The organism is Hymenobacter sublimis (assembly GCF_023101345.1).
Taxonomy (GTDB): domain Bacteria; phylum Bacteroidota; class Bacteroidia; order Cytophagales; family Hymenobacteraceae; genus Hymenobacter; species Hymenobacter sublimis.
On sequence record NZ_CP095848.1, the window covers coordinates 305,219 to 329,742 of the forward strand.

The following is a 24,524-nucleotide window of genomic DNA, read 5'->3' on the forward strand; positions in this document are numbered from 1 at the left end:
TGGTAAGTCCGTTAACGACTTTTATCCTAGCGAAAAGAACAAAAAACTCCTAGCGAAAAGAACAAAAAACCGCTTCACAATGCTGTGAAGCGGTTTTTTTTGTGTGCTACAAACAGACTGTTTATAGACTAGATTTATACCAATTTAAAACTTAAAGGCGAAGAGGCTAGCGGCTGAAACCAATACGGTTCCCATTTACAGTCGTCTCGAAGATGGGAGCGTCACGGTTGTAAATGTCGGCTAAGGCTAGGGGGGTAGTAACGGGCTCCATTTGCCCTAGGGAGGCCGCTAAGGCCTGGGCCTTTTCTTGCACTAGCGGCTGGAAGTGATACGCGGCTATCAGGCGGCCCTTGCGCAGCAAAGCATTGTCAATCCGGGCCAGATCGGTGTTAAACGTGCACACAATCTGAATGTGGAAGCAGTCGGCCAATAAGCCATCCGAGAGGTTAAGCAAGTTGCTGACGGCGCTACTACCGCGGCCCCCGTCGCGCTTGAGCAGGAGTTCTTCCGCATCCTCAATGAGGAGCACGGAGTTGGTATTGTCGTGTAGCAGATTGATGAATTCTGGATCGGCGATGCGCGGAGCCAGGTTAGGCGGAATGAACAGCTTGGGCTTGTCGGTGAGGCCGCACAGGTGGCGGATGTAGCTGGTTTTGCCCGTACCCGGTTGCCCATGCAGAATCACGATGCCTTTGTCCTGGGGCTGGCGCAGGCGCTGCACAATGGTTTCGTGGGCCTGCAGTAGGTCATCGTTGTAGTGCGTGGCCAAGTCCAGCTCCGGAATCTTTATGCTCAGGGGCGTAAACTCCAGGTCGTTGAATGCTAGGCGCAACACATGAATGCGGTGGCGCTCCTGCTCGCCCGCATCAAGCAAGCTGGTAAGCACCTTGGTTACGCGCTCCAACTCCTGCCGGTCGGTGTCAGGAGAATAAAACACGAAGGCGCCCCGGTCGCCGTAGCCGCTCCGGTCGCCGAAAAGCAGCAGTAGCTCCGGCGCCAGCAGCAGGGCCGTCGTTAATACCTCCGGCCCTTCGCCTGCCTTCTCATACGACTGGGTGTGGGCTACTAGGGAAGCTTCTAAGTTATAGAGAGTACCTAGCTCCGTGAGCAGGGTTTGGCGGTCAGCCTTTCCGGAAAGCTGAAAGTTCAGGCGGCGCGGCAGCTTGCCGTAGCGCTGGTAGAAATAACGAACGGGCTGAAAGTAGAAGGCTGTGTCAAACATTGACTCCAGACCTGATACCATGGCGGGGGAGGGGGGCGCGGTAGCTTGTTTTTCCAAAGTAGTGCGAGGCTTTCCGCATAGATAGGCAATTAGGGGCGAATTGGCAGGATAAAGCAGCCAGATATATGCCCCGACGAACTTCTCTATAACTAGTTGAACAGGTTGAAACAGATGCAAAAAGCCCCGACGAAAAGATACCGCCGGGGCTTTTGTGCTGAAAAAAGAAGGCTGACTTACTCTACCGCGAGTAAGGGCTCGGCGTGGGTAGCCTCAACTTCCTGCGAGCTGTGTTTGTGCTTGAACAGGATGACAAATAGCACGGCAATAACCAGCGCGTAGGCCGCAAAGGTTAGCCAGATGCTATGCCAGTCCTTGGTTTGGTCAACGGGGTTGGTGAAGTACTTCTCAATGACGATGCCGCTGACAGAGGAGCCTAGCACCGCCCCGAAGCCGTTGGTCATCATCATGAACAGACCCTGGGCGCTGGCCCGAATGGAGGAAGCCGTCTGGGTTTCTACAAATAGTGAACCGGAGATATTAAAGAAGTCGAAGGCCATGCCGTACACGATGCACGAGAGGATAATTAGCCAGATGCCGGGGTGGTCGGGCGTGCCATAAGCCAGCAGGCCGAAGCGTAACACCCAAGCAATCATGCTGAACAGCATTACTTGTTTAATACCGAAACGACGCAGAAAGAACGGAATGGCCAGGATGAACAGCGTTTCCGAAATCTGGGAGATGGACATGATTACGGCCGGGTACTTCACGGCAAATGTGTCCTGGTAGGCCGGCACCTTGTCAAAATCATGCAGGAACGTGTCGCCGTAAGCGTTGGTGAGCTGCAGGGCGGCGCCTAGCAGCAACGCGAACAAAAAGAACGTGAGCATCTTCGTATCGCGCAGCAAAGCAAACGACTTCAACCCCAACGCATCAACCAAAGAACGGCTCGGAGTACCCTTAGAAGGCGGCGGGCAGGCGGGCAACGTAAACGAGTACAGGCCCAGGGCAAAAGCTGCGGCCGCTGCTACGTAAAACTGGTTAGCTGACTTTTCGAAGCCTAAGCCGCTCACCGTCCACATGGCCGCAATGAAGCCGACAGTGCCCCATACCCGGATGGGAGGGTAGTCCTTCACCACATCCAGGCCCTCGCGCTTGAGCACCGAATAGGATACGGCAATAGATAAGGACAGCGTGGGCATGTAGAAAACCATGTTCAGCAAAATCACCCAGAAAAAGGTGCCCGGATCCGTTACCAGAGGTACTGTGCACAGGACTGCCCCGCCCAGAATATGCAAAATACCGTACAGCTTCTCGGCATTTACGTACTTGTCGGCAATAATCCCCATGATAGAAGGCATGAAGATGGAGGCAATGCCCATGGTGGAGAAGATGGCCCCAAACTGAGCCCCCGACCACTGCTTGGTTTGGAACCAGTACGCCCCGATGGTTATCAGCCAGGAACCCCAGATGAAAAACTGTAGAAAGCTCAGGATAATGAGACGCAGCTTGGTACTCATGCAAATGCCGTTGAGAAAGGAAGGGGAACAGAATTTTGAACCTAAAGATACAAGAAATCCGTCCGGTGAAATGGGCAGGTAAGTTCCGGCGCGGGCAAAACCAACGGCTCAGCAGATTCAGCCTGGGGCTGCAGGATTTGGGCCGCTGAACCGATAGTAAAGGCCGGTGTTAGCTCCCAGCAGCCGTAGTGGCCAAGGCTAAGCCAAAAAAGAAAGGCTACCAAAGTGGTAGCCTTTCCAGATACAGCAGAAAACGCAGCAATTACGCTACCTCCGAGAAGCGGCGGTTTACTTCGTCCCAGTTGATGGCGTTGTAGAAGGCCGCAATGTAGTCGGGGCGGCGGTTCTGGTACTTGAGGTAGTAGGCGTGCTCCCACACATCCAGGCCCAGTACCGGAGTGCCTTTGCAGCCGGAATCGGGCATCAGGGGGTTGTCCTGGTTGGGAGTGGAGCAGATTTGCACCGAGCCATCGGCCTGCTTGCAGAGCCAGGCCCAGCCGGAGCCGAAACGGGTAGTAGCAGCCTTCGTGAATTCTTCCTTGAACTTCTCGTAGCTGCCGAACGCCTTGGTAATAGCTTCGCCAATGGGGCCAGTAGGCTCGCCGCCACCGTTGGGACCCAGGATGGTCCAGAACAAGGAGTGGTTCCAGTGACCCCCACCGTTGTTGCGCACAGCGGCCGGTGCGGCGGCAATGTTATGCATCAGCTCTTCCAGGCTTTTGCCTTCCAACTCGGTGCCAGCAATGGCATTGTTGAGGTTGGTGACGTAGGCTTGGTGGTGCTTGGTATGGTGAATTTCCATGGTTTGCGCATCAATTTGCGGCTCCAGGGCATCGTAGGCGTAAGGCAGTTGGGGCAGTTCGAAGGCCATAACAGAAGGGGTTGATTGGTGGAAAGAGGAAGGGACGCATCCGCTCCGGGGTACTTGCAGCTATAACCGCCGCGGTGGCCTCAGGGTTACGGAAGCGGCCAAAAGTAGACTATTTCCGCTTTTGCGCGAAGAACTCCCGCATCAACTCTTCGCTCTCGTTGCTCAGGATGCCGCTCACTAGCTCAGCCCGGGGGTGCAGCAGGTTGCCGTGGCGCCGAAACCCAAACTTCGGCTCCGAGGCCCCATACACTACCCGCCGCACCTGCGACCAGGCCGTGGCACCGGCGCACATCACGCAGGGCTCCACGGTTACGTACAGGGTGCAGTCGGTGAGGTATTTGTTGCCCAAGTGGTTGGCCGCTGCCGTCAGGGCCAGCATTTCGGCGTGGGCCGTTACATCCTGGAGCTTCTCGGTTTGGTTGTAGGCCCGGGCAATAATGCGCTTATCCAGCACGACTACCGCCCCAATCGGAATTTCCTCTTCTTCGAAAGCGTAGCGCGCCTGCTTGAGCGCCTCCCGCATGTACTGCTCGTCGGAATAAAGGGCCAGGGTCATGGGCGGTGAGATAGTGAGCTGGTGAACTAGTGAGTTTGATGTTCGGCTGGTTTCAAGGGTACAAATAGAACATCAAACTCACTAGTTCACCAGCTAACCAACTCACTTCATTGTCACGCTGCTCATTACGGCCTTGGCAATGGGCTGCCACTGGGCCTGTTCTTCGGCCGGGGCCACGAAGGTAAAGACGTAAAGCTGGTCGCCTTCGATGGCGTACTGCACGAACTGGTACTTGCGGATGGGGGCCAGGTTGCCCCCGCGGCGGTTGTCCGTAACCGTCGATACAAACTCCAGGGCCACGTAGTCGCGCTTATTTACCGTGCGGATATCTTCCTGCAGAAACTGCACTTTAGAGTACATGTTCTGAATGCTGGCCTTGTAAATTTTCAGCAGCAGAGCGTAGTCGCGGTTGCTGAAGGTGGTCGGCTTCTGGGCCACGCTCAGGTCGATGCGGCCGCTGGGGTTGCTGAACACGGCCAGGGGCTTGCGAGCGGCCGGATACTTGGCGGCAATACCATCGTCGGGCAGAGCCGCAAAGCCCTCAGGCACTCCCAGGGTAATATTCTGGCCAATGGGAGTTTTTTTCAGCTTGGGGCCAGCAAAGGCCACCAGGGCTCCGAATACGAACAGCAAGGAAGCAAGGCGGAAAAATCGGGGCGTCATCATCATCAAGGGAAGAAAGGAGGTAGGAGCCGTGCCCCAGCGGGGCGGGAGCGGCAAACGATACCTTGCAAATGCAAAGCTCCGAAGCCACAACGACTTCGGAGCGCAAAAAAATCTGCTACGCGCACAGCATAGCCAAAACGAATCCGGGCAATCCGACCAATCCGTTTAATCTGTGGTTTAGCGGCGCTTTTTCGAAACCGACACCGACGGATACTTGATGCTCACTTTCTTCCAGTACACGTAGTTGCCGGTTTTAGCTTCAATCAGGTAGGTGCCCGCAGGAATGCGGCCCAGGTCCACTGGCTCGCCGGTGTTGTTCTGCGGGTCGAGCTCGGTAGTGTACACGGGCTGCTTTTTGTAGTTGGTCATCACCAGCGTGCCGGGTTTGGTGAACTGCTGGGTGAAGCTGAGCATGATGCTCTGCCCGCTGGAGGAAGGAAATACGTCGATGCCCGAAAGGGTTTCAACCCGCTTGATGGGGCCGTTCAGGGTCACGGGCTCCACCTCCGACTTGGTCTTGATTTCCGTGCCGTTGTCGGACTTGGTTTTGGTTTTAACCTTGGTCTGGGCCTGAGCAGCGGAGAAAGACAAGAGCGTAGCGGCCAGGGCGAGCAGAACGGGGCGTTTCATATGGGTAAAAGAAGGTTGTGGCACGTAAAGAATGGTTGGTATGGGGTAGTTTGCATACTCCGTGCCGGATTTGGGCCGGGCCTGCAAAAAAGGAGCCTCTATCCGGTAAATCCTAGTTTTCCTCAACTATGGCCCCGGTAAGTCCCGTTCCCAAGTCGAGGTTTTTTCAGCATTCGACTGATTTTCCTGCCTACCTTCGCCCTATTAATAGAACTCAGAGCTGAGAAGTCAGAAGTGAGAAAAGCGAACCTTAATGGGGCTTGCTTATTCCCTTTCTTCTCGGTTCTAGGCTCTCACTTCTCAGTTCTACCTCATGCTCCGGACTCATACCTGCGGCGAATTGCGCCCCGAACACATTGGTTTAACCGTTACGCTCTGCGGCTGGGTTCAGCGCACCCGCGACAAAGGCGGCATCCTGTGGGTTGACCTGCGCGACCGGTACGGCCTCACGCAGCTGGCCCTGGAAGAAGGGGTAGAAACCGCCGAGGTGCGCGAGCAGGCCCGCCAGCTGGGCCGCGAGTTTGTGCTGGCCGTTACGGGCCGGGTGGCCGAGCGCCACTCCAAAAACGACAAGATGCCCACCGGGAGCATTGAAATTCGGGTAGAGAAGCTGGAGGTGCTAAATCCGGCCAAGTTGCCGCCCTTCCTGATCGAGGACGACACCGACGGCGGCGACGACCTGCGGATGAAGTACCGCTACCTCGATTTGCGCCGCTCACCCGTGCGCCAGAACCTGATGCTGCGCCACCGCGTGGCCCAAGCTACCCGCCGCTACCTCGACGGGCAGGAGTTCATTGAGGTAGAAACGCCCGTGCTCATCAAAAGCACTCCGGAAGGCGCCCGCGACTTCGTGGTGCCTTCGCGCATGAATGCCGGCGAGTTCTACGCCCTGCCCCAGAGCCCCCAGACGTTCAAGCAGTTGCTGATGGTGTCGGGCTTTGATAGGTACTTCCAGATTGTAAAGTGCTTCCGCGACGAAGACCTGCGCGCCGACCGCCAGCCCGAATTCACGCAGATTGACTGCGAAATGTCGTTTGTGGAGCAGGAAGACATCCTGAACACCTTTGAGGGCCTGGTGCAGTACCTCTTCCGGGAGGTGAAGAACCTGGAAATCGGCCAGCTGCCCCGCATGACGTACGCCGACGCCATGCGCTACTACGGCAACGACAAGCCCGACACGCGCTTTGAAATGCGCTTCGTGGAGCTCAGCGAGGTAGTAAAAGGCCACGGCTTCCCGGTATTTGAGGCTGCCGGCCTGGTAGTGGGCATCAACGCCACCGGCGCCGCCAGCTATACCCGCAAGCAGCTTGATGAGCTGACTGAGTACGTGAAACGTCCCCAGATTGGCGCGACCGGCCTCGTGTACGCCCGCGTGGAAGCCGATGGCTCCGTGAAGTCGTCGGTGGATAAGTTTTACTCCCAGGAAGTGCTGCAGCAGTGGAAAGCCGCCTTCAACGCCCAGCCCGGCGACTTGCTGCTGGTGCTGGCCGGTGAGCCGAATAAAACCCGCAAAGCCCTTTCGGAACTGCGCCTGGAAATAGGCCAGCGCCTCGGCCTGCGCGACAAGGACACCTTCTCGGCTTTGTGGGTGGTCGATTTCCCGCTGCTGGAATACAATGAGGAAGAAGGCCGCTACTTCGCCATGCACCACCCCTTCACCTCGCCCAAACCCGAAGACGTAGCCCTGCTCGACTCGCCCGAAACCATCGGGGAAGTGCGCGCCAACGCCTACGACATGGTTATCAACGGGGTAGAGGTAGGAGGCGGCTCCATTCGCATCCACGACCGCGCGGTGCAGGCCCGTATGTTCTCGTTGCTAGGTTTCTCCGATGAAGAAGCCAAAGCCCAGTTCGGTTTCCTGCTCGACGCTTTCGAGTACGGCGCCCCGCCCCACGGTGGCATTGCTTTCGGCTTCGACCGTCTCTGCAGCCTCTTCGGCGGCGCCGATTCCATCCGCGACTTCATTGCCTTCCCGAAAAACAACTCCGGCCGCGACGTCATGATTGACTCGCCCTCGCCCATTTCAGATGCTCAATTAAAGGAACTGAGCATTGCTACGGCGGTTGTTGGGAAGTAAGTAATCGTAACGCGAGGTTCCACCTCTGCGCACGTCCGCACCACATGCAGTTTACCCGATGGTATTGCTGTGTGGCGCGAACGTGCGGGGAGGTGGAACGTCGCGTTATAAGTAGTGGCGCTGAAGTGTGTTCCGGTATAATTCCACACGCTGGTACCAGCTTAAGGACATAGTTACTATAGCTCGTTTGCTCCAAGAATTGCATTGGGATGAGTGCTACAGCGACGAAGCGTGGCATACACTGACTGTAGAATTAGGCTTCGGCAGGTGCAGGATACTTTACAAGCATTCTTCTATCGAAAGCAAGCTGATAGTAGGGTATTTGGGCTAGATAGTACTGCTAAGTTTCTGATGCTCAAGGAAAGGCGACAAGCTTTTGGTGCAAGCAGTTGGTGTAAGATTTAATCATTTTACGTAATTATTGTTATAAATAATTGTACTTTGTGTCATGTTGGACTGTAAGGGAATGGATTATTATGGAACACACCGTAACGCACACTTCACAAGTATTTTTCACCAGTAAGGTTGTAGATCGGCTGGCCGAGCAAACTCAGGAAAGCCAAGCTGGTATTTGGGTGGCTTTGGGCCAAATAGTCCCGACGGTGGTACACGCGCTGGTAGGGCGCATCAGTGGTCCTGATGGACCTGAGGCAGTGTGGAAGCTGAGCCGGGAAGCCTACGGTGCCAACGTGCCCGAAACCATCTTGGAGCCAGGCCAGGAGGCATGGCTGCAACGGGGCGAGGCCCTGATGCGGGGTCTCATGGGGGAATCCTACAACATAACCAGCCTGCGAATAGCTTCTGCTGCCAACATCAACTCATCGGCGGTACACCACTTGTTCAGCGTGGCGGCGGTAGCGGCACTAGGCGTAGCCGGCGAGTACAGCCAGGAACAGAAGTTTGATGTGACGGGACTGGCGCATTGGTTGCAACAGGATGAGGCCACGTTTCGCCGGCTGCTGCTGGCCGGAGGTACCCGCCTGCCTACTCCCGCCGAAACCGGCCGGGAGCTTACTCCATTACCGGAAGTAGCCCTGGGGGTAGGCACCGAAATGGCAACTACTGCCGGCTCCTGGGCCGCGGTAGGCGGGGGCCGCACGTTTACGCCCGCACCGCCTGCACCTTCCACTGCTACCCAAATTGCCAGCCAGCCGTGGGTGTGGGGCGTGCTTTTACTGACGGCAGTTGGCCTGGGCTACTTCTTTGGTCATGACTCCGGAGAGAATCCGCAGAACGGCGCCACGGCGGGGCTGGTACCTACCAGCACGGCAGCGGCTAGCGCACCTGCTAAGGCTGCTACAGCTGGCCGCTATGACCCCATCAATGATAAGTACATCTATGACACGGGGCAGCCTCTGATTTTACGGCTGGCTGATGGTACCACCCAAAAAGTAGGAGCCAGCTCCACAGAAAACCGCCTCTACACCTTCCTGGCCGACCCCCGCATGCAGGTTGACTCCGTGAACCGCACCAACGGGTGGATCAACTTCGACCGGGTGTACTTTGAGACGGCCCAGACCACGCTCACCGATGAGTCGTATCAGCAACTGCGCAACGTAGCCAGTATCCTGAAAACCTTCCCTAACTCAGTCGTGAAGATTGGCGGCTACTCTGACAGTACCGGTAATGCCCTCAAAAACTTCCGGCTAAGTGAGGAGCGGGCAAAAACTGCCATGCTAGTGCTAGCCAGCGAGGGCGTAGACCTGAACCGCCTGCAAGCCAAAGGCTACGGGAGCAAATACTTTGTTACGCCCAACAATACCGCCGAGGGCCGGGCTCTAAACCGGCGCATCAGCATTCGGGTAGTGAAGAAGTAACAATCGACAGCACATAAAAAAAGCGCAGCCTTGGGCTGCGCTTTTTTTATGTGCTGTCGATTGTTACGCTACGGCGCTTATAAGATGCCACTCACCAGGCCCGGTAGTACACCGAGTACTACCGTTAGCAAGGCCAGCAGCAGCAGGGCCGCCGACTGGAATGCGCTAACCGGCACTGGCTCGGCGGTGGTAGCATCAGGGTCGTTCATGTACATGGCAATAATGGGCCGCAGGTAGTAGTAAATGCTAACCATCGACATCACCACGGCAAACACCACGAGACCAATGTAGCCGTTCTCTACGGCGGCCGAGAACACAAAGAACTTGCCGAAGAAGCCACCCGTAAGCGGAATTCCAGCCAACGACAGCATGGCCACCGTCAATACAAAGGCCAGCAGCGGGTTGGTTTTGGCCAGGCCATTCAGGCCGTTATAGTCCTCGCGCATGCGCGCATCAGCCACCAACTTGAGTACCCCGAAAGCGGCCACAGTAGCGACGGAGTAAGCTAGGGAGTAGAAGAAAACGCCGTTAGCGGAAGCTCCTTCCAATTGTCCGTTGAAGGCTACTAGGCCAATCAGCAGGTAGCCAGCGTGCGATACGCTAGAGTAGGCCAGCATCCGCTTGATGCTGGTTTGGGCTACGGCTCCTACGTTGCCAATTAGCAAGGTAAGTACGCACATGGCCGTGAGGGTAGGCAGCCACAGACCTTGGGCCGCAGCGGCCGGGAAGGCCTGCACCAGTAGCTTCAGGAAGGCCGCAAAGCCCGCCGTCTTCACCACCGTGCTCATGAAAGCCGCGAAGAAGGTAGGCGTGCCCTCGTACACATCGGGGGTCCAGAAGTGGAAGGGCGCGGCCGATACTTTGAAGCCGATGCCAATCAGCATGAGCAGCATGCCAATGTAGAGCATGGGCGTGAGCGAGGCATTGACGGGGTTCTGTACCGCAAAGCTGATGTCGCGCAGCACGAAAGTGCCAGTGGCACCGTACACCAGAGCCATGCCGAAGAGCAGAATACCGGTGGCGAAGGCTCCCATCAGGAAGTACTTCAGGGCCGCTTCATTGGAGCGCAGGTTGCGCTTATCGGAACCCGCCAACACGTACATAGCAATACTCAGGGTTTCAATCCCCAGGAACAGCATCAGCAGGTGATTATACGACACCATCATGATGGCGCCTACCAGCGAGAAAAGCAGCAGAGAGTAGTACTCTGCAAGGTTAGCTTCGCCGTCGTGCACGTACTTCTGAGAGAAGGGTAGCAGCAGCAGGGCCGTCAGGACTACAATTCCAGTGAAGGCTACCGAGAAGTTGTCGACGACCAGCATGTCGTTAAAAAACGACTCTGTAGTGCCCCAGTCCAGGAAATTTACCCCGAATACCACGGCCAGCATGAGCATGGCCGCAGGTAGCAGCAACCGGTTGGAGCGGCGAAACCCGAGAAACAGGTTGCCCAGGCCCAGAACGGAAAGTAGAATGATTGAATTCATTAGCGTAGGAGGGAGTTGCCACGGCGGAAGCCGCCGCGAACTACCGTCAGTTTAGCGTTTTACTACCTCGTTCAGAATGCTCAGTACGCTGCCTTCCGACAGGTGCAGGAAGGTGTTCGGGAACAAGCCAATCCAGAATACCAGCACGATAAGTGGCACCAGCAAGGCCAGTTCCGCGCCGGTCAGGTCAGTGAAGGTAGCGGTGAAAGAGGAATCCGGGCCTAGCATCACCCGCTGGAACATGCGTAGCAAGTACACCGCGCCCAGAATGATGGTCACGCCGGCCACGGCGCCCATCCAGGCATTGTACTGGTACACGCCGGCCAGCAGCAGAAACTCACCGACGAATCCATTGGTCAAAGGAAGGGCCACTGTACCGAGCAGCAACACCAGGAAGCACACCGTAAGCACCGGCGCCTGACGGGTTAGGCCACCCAGGTCGGCAATGCTGCGAGTGCCGGTGCGGCGCTCAATAGCATCGGCAATGAAGAACATACCTACTACGTTTACGCCGTGGGCCAGCATCTGAATGCTAGCGCCCTGCAAGCCCATTTGCGTCAGCGAAAACACGCCGGCAATCATCAGCCCTACGTGCGAGAGGGAGGAGTACGCAATCAGGCGCTTCACGTCCTGCTGACGGATGGCAATGATGGCTCCGTAAATAATACCGATAACGGCCAGGATGAGCACTAGATTCTGCCACCGATCGACGCCCAGGGGCACCACGGGCAGCAGCCAGCGCATGCAACCGTAAATACCCATCTTCAGCATAATGCCCGAGAGCAGCATGGTAGCCGGTGCGGGGGCTTCGGTGTAGGTGTCGGGCTGCCAGGTGTGGAAGGGGAAGATGGGCATCTTCACGGCGAAGGCCGCAAAAATCAGCCAGAACAGCCAGGCCTGGGTTTCGGCGGGTAGGTTCAGGTTGTAGAAGGAAGCCAGGTCGGAGTTGTGTGCCGCCAGCCCGTTGGCCGCGGGGCCGGTCTGGAAGTAGAGGTACACGAAGCCGGCCAGCATGAACAAGGAGCCGACGATGGTATACAAGAAAAACTTAAACGTGACTTTGGCCCGATTCGCGCCGCCCCATACACCGGCCAGGAAGTAAATCGGAATGAGGGCTACCTCCCAGAAGAAGTAGAACAGAAACGCATCCTGAGCGGTAAAGACGCCAATCAGGCCGGTTTCCATAAACAAGACCAGGGCGTAGAACACCGACTCGTTCTCGAAATTGCGGCGGAAAGCGGCCAGCAGAATAATCGGCACCAGGAAAGCCGTCAATAGCACTAGCAGCAAGCTCAAACCGTCCATGCCCACGTGGAAGTTGATGCCCGCGGAGGCAATCCAGGGTAGGTTCAGCGAGAACTGACCGGAGTTGTTGGCGTTGAAGATGAAGGCCGCGTAGGCCGCCAACACAAATTCAACCAGCGCCGCGCCAAAGGCCGCGACCCGGGCCGTGCGCCCTTTGAAGAAGTGCAGCAGCAGAGCGGCCGCCACGGGCCAGAGTAGGAGAAGGACAGTCAGCATTAGCTAATCAGGTTGTTCTTTTGACGCCAAAAGCCGTGTGAAGCGGCAGCTTCCCGATCAGCAGGCGACAGTTTGAGCGCAAGATGAAGAGCGTAGAACCACCCGATGATGGTCCAGCCCAAAAGCAGATTCAGGAAGAATATGGTCCGACCGTTCTGCTGGTCACGACCGAAAAGGGCGGGCATTAAGTAGCACGTCAGCATGAACAAGGCTCCGGTGGAGGAAAAGCCTGGTTCGAGTATATCTGCTAGGAGTAATGCGCCCTGCATGTACCTAAAACTTCACGTAGTTCAAGGCCAGCACCAGCACAATGCCTATTACCATCAAGATGAGGTAGGTTTCCACGGAACCAGTTTGCACGTAGCGCAGTAGTTGCCCACCGCCCATGGTCAGGCGGCCGAAGCCGTTCACTACCGGGTCAATGATGCCATTTTCCACGTAGCGGTAGAGCCCGCGCGAGAGGCCCATGATGAGGCGCACGAACAAAGTGTTGTATAGCTCGTCGATGTAGTATTTGTGGTAGACCACATTTTCCGGGGCCGAACGGTGGGCTTCATCTTCGGCGGGACGTACGCCACGGCTTACGTACTGCACGTAGGCGAAGATGATACCCAGTACGCCGGCTCCCACCGAAAGGCCGATGAGCATGTACTCGGTGGCGTGGTCGACTTCAACTCCGAATGCTTCGGGGTTTAGCTGTTTGGAGTAAGTAAAGAGAGGTGCAAGGTAATTAGCGAGGTAGCCGTTGCCTTCGCCCAGCAGCAGTGGCGCATTCATAAAACCACCCACAGCAGCCAGAATAGCCAGCACGATGAGCGGTAGCGTCATAGAAGCCGGCGACTCGTGCAGGTGGTGCTTCTGCTCCTCCGTGCCGCGGAACTCACCGAAGAAAGTCAGGAACAGCAACCGGAACATGTAGAAAGCCGTCAGGAAAGCCGTAAATAGGCCTACCGCGTACAGGGCCTTGCTGTGCTGGTAGGCGTGCAGCAGAATTTCATCTTTGGAGAAGAAGCCCGAGAAGGGTGGGATGCCGGCAATGGCTAGGCAGCCAATCAGGAAGGTGATAAACGTAATGGGCAGCGCCTTACGCAAACCGCCCATGCGGCGCATGTCCTGCTCGTTGCTCATGGCGTGAATCACGGAGCCCGCGCCCAGGAACATCAGGGCCTTGAAGAAGGCGTGCGTCAGGACGTGGAACAGGGAAGTGCTGTAGCCCATAACGCCCAGAGCCAAGAACATATAGCCCAGCTGCGAAACGGTGGAATAGGCCAGTACTTTCTTGATATCGTTCTGGGCCAGCCCGATGGTAGCGGCGAACAGGGCCGTGGCGGCCCCAATAATGGCAATGATTTCGAGTGTATCGGGGGCCAGCGTGAACAGCACGTTGGCGCGCAGAATCATGTAAATGCCCGCCGTAACCATGGTAGCGGCGTGAATCAGGGCCGATACGGGGGTAGGGCCTGCCATGGCGTCGGGCAGCCAGGTATAGAGCGGCAGCTGGGCCGATTTACCAGTGGCGCCCACGAAAAGCAGCAGGGTAATCACCGTGACGATGCTCACGGTGTAGGGACCAAACTGGCCCAAATGCGCCTTCTGAAATACCTCCCCAAACTGCACTGAGTTGAAGGTGAGGTAGATCAGGAAAATGCCCAACAGAAAGCCCAAGTCACCGATGCGGTTGATAATGAAGGCTTTCTTGGCGGCGTTGTTGTAGTTGTGGTTCTTGTTCCAGAAGCCGATCAGCAGGTAGGAGCAGAGCCCCACGCCTTCCCAGCCGATAAACAGAATCACGAAGTTAGCCCCCAGCACCAGCACCAACATGCTGAACACGAACAGATTCAGGAAGCTAAAGAACTTGCCCACGTTCTCGTCGTGGTGCATGTAACCGATGCTGTAGACGTGAATCAGGAAGCCCACGCCCGTTACCAGCAGCAGCATAATCAGGCTGAGCTGATCAATCTGGTAGGAAAACGGAATCTGCAGGGAGCCTACCGAAATCCAGTCGAAGAGCGTGACGGTGTACTGGTACTGAAAATTCAGGAACAGGAACACGGAAATAGCAAAGGAGCCGAGTACAGCCGCCGAGCTAATCAGGCCGGCTACTGTGCCGGAAAGCCGCCGGTTTAGCAGCCCGTTGATGAGAAAACCCAGAAACGGCAGCAGCGGAATCAGCACGTACAGAAAAGTGGCGTACGGGGCGCTGGCAGCGGGTAATACTTGTTCTTGCATATGAATGGGGTCTTGGGGCCTAGGGCTCAACGGCTTGGCTTGCATTGGCTACTTCCGTTCAACAGAAAAGCCGGGCATCCAAGGCCTTAAGCTCTTGAGGCTCAAACCTAGAACTTCAGTCGGTTAAGCAGATTAACGTCGGTGTTTTGCAGGTTGCGGTAAATCATCACAATAATGGCCAGGCCCACGGCTACTTCCGCGGCGGCCACAGCCATGATGAAAAACACAAAAATCTGCCCGTTCGCGTCGGCCCGGTAGGCTGAAAAAGCCGTCAGCAGCACATTCACGGCATTGAGCATCAGCTCCACGCACATAAAGATGATAATGGCATTTCGGCGGGTTAGTACTCCGAGCACCCCAATGGAAAACAAGGCGGTGGCAAAGAAAACGTAGTACTGAAGGGGTACCGTTTGGATGACCTGCGGTATGTTCTGGTCCATGCGGGAAGGCTGACGGCGAAAGGACGCCCGAACTATAGAGGAGTTCAGGACAACTAGCCGGCAAAGGTATCCTGAAAATTGGAAAACGCCACGGCAAAATCTGACCCTTTCTGGGCTGGCGCGAGGCGAAGATTCGCTGCCGGCGGGGCGCCGGATGGGGCTGGGCAGCTAGTAACGGTAGTTTTCATTTCCCGCCTGAACCCCATCTTTGCAGGCCGGGCCGCTGGCGCCCGTTTCCTACCTTCGTATCCTCACCCCAATTTTCTACCCGCATGAGCATTACCATTGGCAGCCTGACCGAGTTGTTGCAGTACGAAGGACAAGAGCTGGGAATCTCGCCCTACCACCGCATCACGCAGGAGCAAATCAACCAGTTTGCGGCCGCCACGCTCGATTTTCAGTGGATTCATTTGGATGCTGAGCGCGCTAAAACGGAGTCGCCTTTCGGGGCTACCATTGCCCACGGCTACCTCACGGTAGCTTTGCTGCCCTACCTCTGGAACCAGATTGTAGCCATTGAGAACCTGAAGATGCAGGTCAACTACGAAATCGAGAGCCTACGCTTCAACCAAGCTGTAACGGTGGATAGCCAGGTGCAGCTGCGGGCTAAGCTACTGTCGGTGAAAGATTTGCGCGGCATTGCCAAGGCCCGCATCGAGGTAGCACTGAATATTGAAGGCAGCCGTAAACCCGCGTATACAGGCATTATCACCTTCCTGTATCATTTCGATAATCCGGCGCAGTAAAGGGCGCTAGTATTTCCCTCTTAGCAATTCCAGCTTAACGAGAGCCTTCGGCTGCCAGGGCGTTTTTTGAATTCGTGCGGGCTGAGGGCATCCTTAAATAATTACTACCTAGGATAAAGTATTCAGAAGGCTCCCGCGTCTGCCGGAGTAGAATGGAAACTATTGCCTACCCACTCGACGCCTCACTGATGACGGCTGGCCACCAGGACCTGCAAATTCAGGAAGCTGTACGCACCCAGCGCACACGCCTGCTGGCCTTTATTCGCCGCCGCATCCCCGATGAAACCGAGGCCGAAGACGTGCTCCAGGACGTGTTTGCGGAACTGGTGGAGAGCTACCGGATGCTGAAACCGGTGGAGCAGGCGGCCGCCTGGCTGTTTCGCGTAGCCCGCAACAAAATTACGGACCTGTACCGCCGCAAAAAGCCGGTTTCGTTGGAAGATGAAATGGCCCTATATGCGGCCGACGGGGAGGAAAATACGCTACTGCTGGCCGACATCCTGCCCGCGCCCGACGATGCGCCGGAAAACCGCTTATTGCGCGAGACGCTCATGGAGGCCCTTTCCGACGCGCTGGCGGAGCTACCAGCAGCCCAGCGGCAGGTATTCATCTGGCACGAGTTGGAAGACAAAACCTTCCGCGAAATGGAAGAGGAAACCGGCGTTCCGCTAAAAACCCTGATTTCGCGCAAGCATTACGCCGTGCAGCACCTGCGCAAGCGCCTGCAAACGCTCTATACCGAGTTGTTTACTGACTAACTCATCTGAAAAGTACGGCAAGGCGTTGTCTTTCCTTTCTTCTCTGCTTTTGACTTACATAACATGAACCGCTCCTTTTGGCTGCTTGGCGGCCTCAAATTCATACTTTTTGGTACCTTGTTCGTGGCCGTAGCCGGCTACCTAACTATGTACCTGTGGAATTGGCTGGTGCCAGCCTTGTTCCACGGACCCACCATCACGTTCTGGCAAACCCTAGGGCTATTGCTGCTTTCCCGCATCCTGTTTGGCGGGTGGGGCCGCGGGGGCCGGGGCCAAGCCTGGGCCCAGCGGCGGCGCCTGTGGAAGCAAAAGATGGAGTCTCGGATGGCGGGCCTAACCCCGGAAGAGCAGGAGAAGTTCCGGCAGAAGATGCGCGCCAGCTGTGGCCCGGCCTGGATGCGTCGCTCCCCCGCAGAAGAACCGTCCACTTCCTCACTCTAAACAACAAGGCCCTGGGTTATTCACCCAGGGCCTTTTTTATTGAAATACACGTAACTTCTTATTCCTTGTGCCAACTGAGCAAGCTGCGTAGGCGCCCCAGGTAAGAGGTCTGCTCCGAGGTAGGTTGCGCCTTAGGCCGGGAGGGTAGGGCGGGCGGGGCCGCCCGAGAACTTTTGGCTCGCACTTTACTTGCCAAGGTGTTCTTGTAGGAAGTACCCCGGGCCTTTGCTTTAGCCAGCGGAGCCGACTCAGGAAGCTGGAAGTGAATGCTCGGGTTCCCGTCGAAGGCGTACACCGGCTGCATGCCCGTCTGCTCACCCAGCCGATACTCCATTACGCGGGCGTAATACGTGCGCCCGGGCAGCAGGCCGTTTACCTGCACAGTGCTGTCGGGGCCGGCGGCTACCACGTAGTTACCGTGGCCCAGGGTGGCCCCGTTACCTAGTATGCGCCCCCCGGCGTAGGTACGGCCATCCAGCGGAAAAGCATTGACCGGGGCGCCTTCGCGCACTACTACCAGCCGGTGCGTGCCGTTGCCATTCCTCCAGGCCAGAGTAGCTGAGTTGGCGGCGGTTCGCTTCACCCGGAGCCGAGTGGCGTGTTGTTCGGGCGGAAATAGGTCAACGGATGGCCACGCGTTGGTACTATTCACGCAGTCCCAGCCCAATTCCTCCACGTCATTCCAGAAGCGGTTGGTGTTGGGGCAGGCGTTGAATAGCAGGGCCCAGGTGTAGCCATCGGATGTGCGGGCTACCAGGCTGGTCGAGCCGTTGAGGCAACCGGTATGCCACCACACCCCGCGCTTGCTGAGCATCCAGCCCTTGCCGTAGCGCCGGGTTGCCTGGGAAGGGGCCGTCATAGTGTCCAGAGTGGATGCCTGCAGGATGTCGGGGCGGGTAGGGGAGCCATCGATTGAAAGTAGCAGCCGCACCAAATCCCGGGCCGTGAAAAGCCAGCCCCCGTGGGCATTCATGGCTTCCAGATTAGCCCCGCCGTAGGCAAAAGGCACTTGCTTACCCGTGCCATAGCACGATTCACCCATGAGCGGACAGAAATATTCCGCCTCGTTTTCCTGCTTATCCGGCCGCAGGTTGCGGGCCAGGTGAGCCTCCCGAATACCACTAGGAGCCAGAACGTGGGTGCGGACCCACGTTTCATAGCGCTGCCCGGTTACTTTCTCGATGATTTTACCCAGAATCAGGTAACCGATGTTGGAGTAAGCGAACCGGCTGCCGGGCGTGAAGTTTAACCCTTGGCTCAGTAGGTAGCGTACTAACGTGGAGTCGCCAACTGGATTGGGCACGTTCATTACCTGCGCCACATGGACCGGAAAGTCTATGGGGTCGGAGCTGCTAAAGCCATCCACGCCTGCGTCGCGGTTCCAGCCCGCGGTGTGTTCTAGTAGCTGGCGCACCGTAATGGTATAGATGCGCGGGTCGGTGATGACGCTGGTGTAATAGGGGTTATCGAGGTAGCCCTGGGGGCCAAAAGCTCTGTGCTGAAGATCAAGGCGGCCCTCTTCTAGCAGCTTCATAATGGCTACAGAGGTTACGGGCTTTGACACGCTGGCCACCCGAAACAGGGTGGCGGGCGTCGCGGGCTGACTTTTAGCCAGGTCGGCGTAGCCAAAGCCGCGGACGTACACCAGCTGGCCGTTCCGGCTGATGGCCACGGAAGCACCGGGAAGCTTCCAGCGAGTCATGAACTTTTGAATAACGGCATCACACGGTGCCGTTTCGGGCGCCGATGCACCCGTTTGCGCCCAGGCCGGGTAGGCCAGCAAGCCCAGCAGTAGGGCCAGCAACTTCTTCACAAATCCAACCTGATAAATAGTCTCTATAACAGCTAAATACAGCTGCTGCAGTCTTCTAGCAGACTTACAATTTTATTAGATAATATGGAGAATTTGGTAAGTAGATTGCGGGATAAAGTTTAATTTTTAAAAGAAATTGACAAGCTAATCACTGATATTGCAAATCAAGCTCTCTTGTAAAAGTCTTCAAGCAAAGGTACGCGCACATCAGCGCTAGCTTTCGACATGAGCAGGATAAACTCAAGCAGCCTCACCTCATCAACGTTGATCTGGCCTAAGGAAATATTGAGTTCCTGAAAACCTAAGTGCTTTGAAATTGGGGCTAGCTTTTGGGCTAGCTTTCCTTTTCCGCGCGACGGCTCCAATTCGGGCCGCACAACCAAGCAGATAAACTTCTGCCCGTGTACTTCAGCCAAGTAGGCATCCTCGATAATATGCCAGTTGATGAACACGTTATGCGCCATCCGGTCGAAAATACCGGCTTCGTTCAGGATGATTTGGGGCCGGCGGTCCAGCAAATGGTAGATGCCCACTGGATAGCCCAGCCCAAAAAACAGGATGCACGCCCACGCTCCCCACTGCGGAGTAGTGCCCTTAATCAACAGTCCGCAGCCTACCGCAACGAAACCTGAGCAACCAATCAGCAGCTTTATGGCGCGCCACCGAGACTTGTATAGCTTTACTTCCATCATGCAAACATAAAAAAAGCGGCTACTGATGGTTCAGTAGCCGCTTTCTGTTCTGCCGGTTCGGCAGGGTCATGCTAGAAGTTTCGCTCGCCTACCTCACGCTTGCCGAGCATAACGGCTCCTACCATGGCAACCAAGAACAGCACCGAGGCCAGTTCAAAGGGCAGCAAATACTCCCTGTACAATACCAGGCCCAGGCGATTTACCATCCCAATCTGTGAGTCGAAGGTAGCGTCGATGGGGGCACCGGTAGGTAACACATCCTTCAAGGCCACTACCAAAATCAGCAGCAAGGACCCCCCAGCCACTGCGGCGGCAATCTTGGCCAGGGCAGGCTTATGCGGCTCCGTGTCCACATTCAAGTTCAGGAACATAATCACGAACAGGAACAGAACCATGATGGCGCCGGCGTACACAATAATGTTTACCGCCGCCAAAAACTGTGCGTTCAGCAGCAGGTAGTGACCTGACAAAGCGAAGAACGTCAGAATTAGGAAGAGCACGCTGTGCACTGGGTTTTTGGCGAAAACCACACCCAATGCGCTAAGCAGCGCCACAAAAGCCAGGAAGAGGAAAAGAGGAGACATAAACAAGGAGTTTGCCATGCAGAAGGAACTGGCGAGGCTTCCCGCCTGCTCCTTCCCATGAATAAGTAGGTTACGCCGGCTGCTGGGCTAGCTTATTGCGAAGCGCATCGGCTTGCTCCGGCGTCAGCTGAATGCCACGCACTGAGCGCTCATCCGGCGACACGGGCTCCACGAGGCGGTCCTTGCCGTAGATAAACTCGTCCCGCTCGTAACGAGGCGGCGCGATTTTATCAGCTTGCAGGTAGACTGCTGCTTTGGGGCAGGCTTCCTCGCATAGACCGCAGAAAATACAGCGCAGCATGTTCACCTCGTAGCTGATGGCGTACTTCTCTTCTCGGTACAGGCCTTCCTCGCCCTTTTTCCGCTCGCCGGCTACCATGGTAATGGCCTCGGCGGGGCAGGCTACGGCGCACAAGCCGCAGGCGGTGCACCGCTCCCGGCCCTGTTCATCGCGCTTAAGCACGTGTAAGCCCCGGAAAATGGGGGCGAAGGGACGAACTTCTTCTGGGTAACGAACCGTCGCCTTCTTCATGAAGAAGTGACGCATCGTGATGCTCAGACCCTGGAAAATAGCCGGCAGGTAGGCCCGCTCGGCCAGGGTCATGGGCTTCTTTTCTAGTTTCTTAGCTCTATTCGTGAGTTGCATATGGTCAGACCAAGTGTCATTCTACCGTAGCGGTACGGATGACGCGGTAGCAAGGAAAGTTAATTAATCACTCCAAACAGGATGAGCCCGCCGGTGATAAGGATGTTGATTACTGCCAACGGAATCAGGATGGTCCAGCCCAGGCGCATCAACTGGTCGTAACGGAAGCGCGGTAGGGTCCAGCGAATCCACATGAAGAAGAAAATAAAGGCAAAAATCTTCAGGAATAGGCCAACCGTGCCAAGTATGGTAATCAGGTTCTGAGCCGAAGCCAGCTCCCAGCCGTGGTTACTTACCAACCAGTCGCGTAACTCATACTGAAACGGAAAGTTGAAGCCGCCGAAGTAAAGCACGCTCATCACGGCGGATACTACGAAGATGTTCACGTACTCCGAGAAGAGGTAAAGACCCAGCTTCATGGAGGAGTACTCCGTGTGATACCCACCTACCAGCTCGGTTTCGCATTCTGGCAAGTCGAAGGGCGTACGGTTGGTTTCAGCAAAGGCACACACCAAGAAAATGATGAAACCCAAGGGTTGCTTCACAATATTCCAGAAGTGCCACTCACCCGCCACCGACTGCTGCAGGGTAATGTCGCGCAGGCTCAACGTGCCTGAAATCATCAGCACAGCAATTAGGGCCATGCCCATGGCCAGTTCGTAGCTAATGTTCTGGGAAGCAGCCCGAACAGCTCCTAACAAAGAAAACTTGTTGTTAGAGGCCCAGCCCCCAATCATGACACCGTAAACACCCAGCGAAACGACGCCAAACACCCACAGCATCCCAATGTTAACCTCAATGCCCTGCAGAAAAAAAGCATTGTTGCCGAAGCTCATGTTGTTGCCGAACGGAATTACCGCCGACGACATCAGGGCTGTAATCATGGCCAAGCAGGGGCCGAAAATGAATAAGGCCTTATTGGCGCCGCCCGGAAAAAATTCTTCCTTCGTGAACATCTTCACGGCATCAGCCAGGGGCTGGGCTAGGCCGTAAGGACCGGCACGGTCCGGACCCACGCGGTCCTGGAGAAAGGCTGCAATAACGCGCTCAGCGTAGGTGCAGTAGGTTGCAATCAGCAGCGAAAGCGCGAAAACAACGAAGATGACAATGGATTGCCAGCCTAATGCGGGTAGTTCAATCATTCTTTTTTAGCTGTTAGCTACTAGCGGGTAGCTAATAGCTTTTGTTCGGAATGGAATGAAGAGACGCTAACAGCTAGCAGCTATTAGCTAACTTATGAGCCTAATTTAAGCGGCGGATTCTGGGCCAGTTCGCGCTGGGTGCTTTCGGGCAGGTCAGCAATAACGGACTGGTTCAGCACGGGTAGCTCGTAGTGGTTAGCCGAAATCACCGAAGAACGGTCGATATGGGCGGGGCCCTCAATCGTCCAGTCGGAGGTTTCCTTCTTTTCGAAGCGGCACTCGTTGCAAATCCACTCCTTTACCTCGCCGTATTGGTCCTTACGGGCCGTGGTGCGTAGCACGTCCTTGCCTTTGTACCAGAGCACTACGTTGCCAGAGCACTTAGGGCAGTCGCGGTGAGCATTCACTGGTTTGGTGAACCACACGCGTGATTTAAAGCGGAACGTCTTGTCGGTCAGGGCTCCTACCGGGCATACATCGATGACGTTGCCGGAGAAATCATTATCAATGATGTTCTCAATGTAGGTGCCAATTTCGGCCGCGTCGCCGCGGCCCAGTACACCGTGCACGCGGTTATCGGTAATCTGATTGGCTGTGTACACGCAACGGTAGCACAGGATGCAACGCGTCATGTGCAGCTGAATCAGTGGCCCAATGTCGATTTTCTCGAAGGTACGACGCTCTTCCTGGTAGCGGGTGGTGCTCACGCCGTGCTCAAAAGCAAAGTTCTGCAGGTCACACTCCCCGGCCTGGTCGCACACGGGGCAGTCCAGGGGGTGGTTGATGAGCAGCATTTCCACAATGCCCTTGCGCACGTTCAGCACCTGCTCGGAGGTCGTGTTTTCCACCACCATGCCGTCTTGTACCGGCGTCACGCACGAAGCCACTAGCTTGGGCATGGGGCGCGGGTCTTTAGCCGAGCCGGCCGCTACCCGTACGAGGCAGGCGCGACATTTGCCGCCCGAGCCTTTCAGCGGGGTATAGTAGCACATGGCCGGGGGCACAATGCTACCCCCAATTTGGCGGGCTGCATTCAGGATAGTAGTTCCGTCCGGAACTTCTACCTCAACGCCGTCGAAAGTTATTTTAGCCATTTAGGTTGAAGACTGTTAAAGTCGTCGGTCATGCTGAGTGCAGCGAAGCATCTCGCGTGCTGACGTTAGAATTACTATTACAACGCTGCCACGCAAGATGCTTCGCTGCACTCAGCATGACGTTCTACTACTAAGAAATTACACCAGCACGGCGTTAGCCCGGTACACGGCACCCGGTTGGGCTGCTTCCTTGGCGTGCGTCACATGCCACTCAAACTCGTGGCGGAAGTGACGCACGGCAGCGGCAACTGGCCAAGCGGCGGCTTCACCAAGCGGACAAATGGTGTTGCCCTCGATTTGCTTGGCTACGCTTACCAGCAGGTCAATATCTTCCATGTGGCCGTGGCCGTGCTCTAGGCGGTGCAGTACCTTTTCCATCCAGCCCGTACCCTCGCGGCAGGGCGAACATTGCCCGCACGACTCGTGGTGGTAGAAGCGAGAGAAATTCCAGGTGTTGCGTACAATGCAGGTCGTTTCGTCCATGGCGATGAAGCCACCGGAGCCCAGCATGGTACCCGTCACGAAACCACCGTCGGAAAGCGACTCGTAGGTCATCAGGCGGTTTTCACCAGCTGCCGTTTTCAGAATGAGTTCTTTGGGCAGAATCGGCACGGAAGAACCACCGGCTACTACTGCCTTCAATTCCCGACCTTTCCAGATGCCGCCGCAGTACTCGTCGGAGTAGATGAATTCCTCGACGGGTAGGCCCAACTCAATTTCGTAGATACCTGGCTTGTTGAGGTGGCCACAGGCCGAAATCAGCTTGGTGCCAGTGCTCCGGCCCACGCCAATTTTAGCGTATTCGTCGCCGCCCTCATTCACGATGACGGGCACGGCGGCAATGGATTCCACGTTGTTTACTACTGTCGGGCGGGCGTACAAACCTTGCACGGCCGGGAACGGTGGCTTATTGCGCGGGTTGCCACGCTTACCCTCCAAAGACTCCAGCAAGGCCGTTTCCTCGCCGCAGATGTAGGCGCCCCCACCGGGGTGCACATGCAGATCCAGGTCGTAACCCGAACCTAGAATGTTCTTGCCCAGGAAACCGTTGGCATAGGCTTCGGCAATGGCTTTTTCCAAGATGCGCAGCACGTACAATAACTCGCCGCGGATGTAGATGTACGAGGTGTTGGCGCCCAGCGCGTACGAACTCGTAATCATGCCCTCGATAAGCAAATGGGGTAGCTTCGACATTAACTGCCGATCCTTGAAGGTACCCGGCTCCGATTCGTCGGCGTTGCAGACGAGGTAGCGCGGCACGCCTTCGGGCTTGGCCAGGAAACTCCACTTCATACCGGTAGGGAAGCCAGCGCCGCCGCGGCCCCGCAGGCCCGACTTCTTCACTTCTTCCACCACCTCATCAGGGGTCATCGTTTTGATGGCCTTCTCCACCGAGCGGTAGCCGCCGTGTTTGCGGTACACCTCGAAGGTATCAATGCCTTCAACGTTAATATGTTCGGTCAGCAGTTTGCGTCCCATGTCTTTGGAGCTAGTAGCTGTTAGCTAGGTAAGTAGGCTGTCAGAATGAATCCGACCAACAAAATTACTCGGGGCAGAAGGGCTGTTAGCTAATAGCTA

General features: G+C 56.2%; 23 protein-coding genes. 5 read left to right on the forward strand and 18 right to left on the reverse strand.

Translation table 11 applies throughout. The features are described from left to right. Positions 1-166: 166 nt before the first annotated feature. The 6 genes from MWH26_RS01345 to MWH26_RS01370 all read right to left on the reverse strand — a co-directional run bounded on the left by MWH26_RS01345 (position 167) and on the right by MWH26_RS01370 (position 5,462). Positions 167-1,243 carry an AAA family ATPase gene (locus MWH26_RS01345; RefSeq protein ID WP_244694777.1) on the reverse strand — a complete coding sequence of 359 codons (1,077 nt, stop codon included), beginning with the start codon at positions 1,241-1,243 and terminating at the stop codon, positions 167-169. A 212-nt stretch (positions 1,244-1,455) separates the two neighbouring features. Then, positions 1,456-2,739: a nucleoside permease gene (locus tag MWH26_RS01350; RefSeq protein WP_247975736.1), complete on the reverse strand. Its 1,284-nt coding sequence runs from the start codon at positions 2,737-2,739 to the stop codon at positions 1,456-1,458. Positions 2,740-3,001: 262 nt separating this feature from the next. Further along, positions 3,002-3,610, reverse strand: coding sequence for a superoxide dismutase (locus tag MWH26_RS01355; RefSeq protein WP_244694778.1), 609 nt, complete (start codon positions 3,608-3,610; stop codon positions 3,002-3,004). Positions 3,611-3,719: 109 nt separating this feature from the next. Further along, a complete protein-coding gene (locus tag MWH26_RS01360) occupies positions 3,720-4,166 on the reverse strand; it encodes a nucleoside deaminase (protein ID WP_247975737.1) in 447 nt (148 codons plus the stop codon). Positions 4,167-4,268: 102 nt separating this feature from the next. Further along, positions 4,269-4,886, reverse strand: a complete 618-nt coding sequence (locus MWH26_RS01365; protein WP_247975738.1) for a hypothetical protein — start codon at positions 4,884-4,886, stop codon at positions 4,269-4,271. Between the two features lie 123 nt (positions 4,887-5,009). Continuing rightward, the gene (locus MWH26_RS01370) at positions 5,010-5,462 is read right to left on the reverse strand and encodes a T9SS type A sorting domain-containing protein (RefSeq protein WP_244694781.1); all 453 of its coding nucleotides are present in this window, start codon (positions 5,460-5,462) and stop codon (positions 5,010-5,012) included. A gap of 313 nt (positions 5,463-5,775) precedes the next feature. On the opposite strand from MWH26_RS01370, the gene aspS reads away from it, so the two are divergent. Next, positions 5,776-7,539 (forward strand): aspartate--tRNA ligase, encoded by a 1,764-nt coding sequence (gene aspS / locus MWH26_RS01375; RefSeq protein WP_247975739.1) that lies wholly within the window; start codon positions 5,776-5,778, stop codon positions 7,537-7,539. Positions 7,540-8,015: 476 nt separating this feature from the next. After that, positions 8,016-9,356 carry an OmpA family protein gene (locus MWH26_RS01380; protein WP_247975740.1) on the forward strand — a complete coding sequence of 447 codons (1,341 nt, stop codon included), beginning with the start codon at positions 8,016-8,018 and terminating at the stop codon, positions 9,354-9,356. 77 nt (positions 9,357-9,433) lie between these two features. On the opposite strand, the gene MWH26_RS01385 is transcribed toward MWH26_RS01380, so the two are convergent. From MWH26_RS01385 to nuoK, 5 genes are all read right to left on the reverse strand, one after another. Next, the gene (locus MWH26_RS01385; protein ID WP_247975741.1) at positions 9,434-10,840 is read right to left on the reverse strand and encodes an NADH-quinone oxidoreductase subunit N; all 1,407 of its coding nucleotides are present in this window, start codon (positions 10,838-10,840) and stop codon (positions 9,434-9,436) included. Positions 10,841-10,891: 51 nt separating this feature from the next. After that, a complete protein-coding gene (locus MWH26_RS01390) occupies positions 10,892-12,361 on the reverse strand; it encodes a complex I subunit 4 family protein (protein ID WP_247975742.1) in 1,470 nt (489 codons plus the stop codon). Next, on the reverse strand, positions 12,361-12,630 hold the full coding sequence (locus tag MWH26_RS20225; RefSeq protein WP_375374025.1) for a superinfection immunity protein: 270 nt from the start codon (positions 12,628-12,630) through the stop codon (positions 12,361-12,363). Before MWH26_RS20225 ends, MWH26_RS01390 begins: the two co-directional genes overlap by 1 nt. A gap of 4 nt (positions 12,631-12,634) precedes the next feature. Continuing rightward, the gene (gene nuoL / locus MWH26_RS01395; protein WP_247975743.1) at positions 12,635-14,590 is read right to left on the reverse strand and encodes an NADH-quinone oxidoreductase subunit L; all 1,956 of its coding nucleotides are present in this window, start codon (positions 14,588-14,590) and stop codon (positions 12,635-12,637) included. 107 nt (positions 14,591-14,697) lie between these two features. After that, the gene (nuoK, locus tag MWH26_RS01400; RefSeq protein ID WP_045687923.1) at positions 14,698-15,030 is read right to left on the reverse strand and encodes an NADH-quinone oxidoreductase subunit NuoK; all 333 of its coding nucleotides are present in this window, start codon (positions 15,028-15,030) and stop codon (positions 14,698-14,700) included. 272 nt (positions 15,031-15,302) lie between these two features. Between nuoK and MWH26_RS01405 the strand changes: the two genes are divergently transcribed. From MWH26_RS01405 to MWH26_RS01415, 3 genes are all read left to right on the forward strand, one after another. Next, positions 15,303-15,776: a MaoC family dehydratase gene (locus MWH26_RS01405; RefSeq protein ID WP_244694787.1), complete on the forward strand. Its 474-nt coding sequence runs from the start codon at positions 15,303-15,305 to the stop codon at positions 15,774-15,776. A gap of 152 nt (positions 15,777-15,928) precedes the next feature. Next, positions 15,929-16,534, forward strand: a complete 606-nt coding sequence (locus MWH26_RS01410) for an RNA polymerase sigma factor (RefSeq protein WP_244694788.1) — start codon at positions 15,929-15,931, stop codon at positions 16,532-16,534. Positions 16,535-16,597: 63 nt separating this feature from the next. Then, entirely contained in the window at positions 16,598-16,975 is a 378-nt protein-coding gene (locus MWH26_RS01415) for a DUF1682 domain-containing protein (protein ID WP_247975744.1), read from the forward strand. Between the two features lie 58 nt (positions 16,976-17,033). On the opposite strand, the gene MWH26_RS01420 is transcribed toward MWH26_RS01415, so the two are convergent. From MWH26_RS01420 to nuoF, 7 genes are all read right to left on the reverse strand, one after another. Then, positions 17,034-18,788, reverse strand: a complete 1,755-nt coding sequence (locus MWH26_RS01420) for a serine hydrolase domain-containing protein (protein WP_247975745.1) — start codon at positions 18,786-18,788, stop codon at positions 17,034-17,036. 164 nt (positions 18,789-18,952) lie between these two features. Further along, complete coding sequence (locus tag MWH26_RS01425) at positions 18,953-19,480, reverse strand: STM3941 family protein (RefSeq protein WP_247975746.1); 528 nt, start codon at positions 19,478-19,480, stop codon at positions 18,953-18,955. Positions 19,481-19,551: 71 nt separating this feature from the next. Continuing rightward, entirely contained in the window at positions 19,552-20,064 is a 513-nt protein-coding gene (locus tag MWH26_RS01430; RefSeq protein WP_247975747.1) for an NADH-quinone oxidoreductase subunit J family protein, read from the reverse strand. A 70-nt stretch (positions 20,065-20,134) separates the two neighbouring features. After that, positions 20,135-20,710: a NuoI/complex I 23 kDa subunit family protein gene (locus MWH26_RS01435; RefSeq protein WP_244694793.1), complete on the reverse strand. Its 576-nt coding sequence runs from the start codon at positions 20,708-20,710 to the stop codon at positions 20,135-20,137. A 59-nt stretch (positions 20,711-20,769) separates the two neighbouring features. Beyond that, positions 20,770-21,852, reverse strand: coding sequence for an NADH-quinone oxidoreductase subunit NuoH (gene nuoH, locus MWH26_RS01440; RefSeq protein WP_375374026.1), 1,083 nt, complete (start codon positions 21,850-21,852; stop codon positions 20,770-20,772). A gap of 92 nt (positions 21,853-21,944) precedes the next feature. After that, complete coding sequence (locus MWH26_RS01445) at positions 21,945-22,946, reverse strand: NADH-quinone oxidoreductase subunit G (protein WP_244694794.1); 1,002 nt, start codon at positions 22,944-22,946, stop codon at positions 21,945-21,947. 138 nt (positions 22,947-23,084) lie between these two features. Beyond that, positions 23,085-24,425 carry an NADH-quinone oxidoreductase subunit NuoF gene (gene nuoF / locus MWH26_RS01450; RefSeq protein ID WP_247975748.1) on the reverse strand — a complete coding sequence of 447 codons (1,341 nt, stop codon included), beginning with the start codon at positions 24,423-24,425 and terminating at the stop codon, positions 23,085-23,087. Between the last annotated feature and the right edge of the window lie 99 nt (positions 24,426-24,524).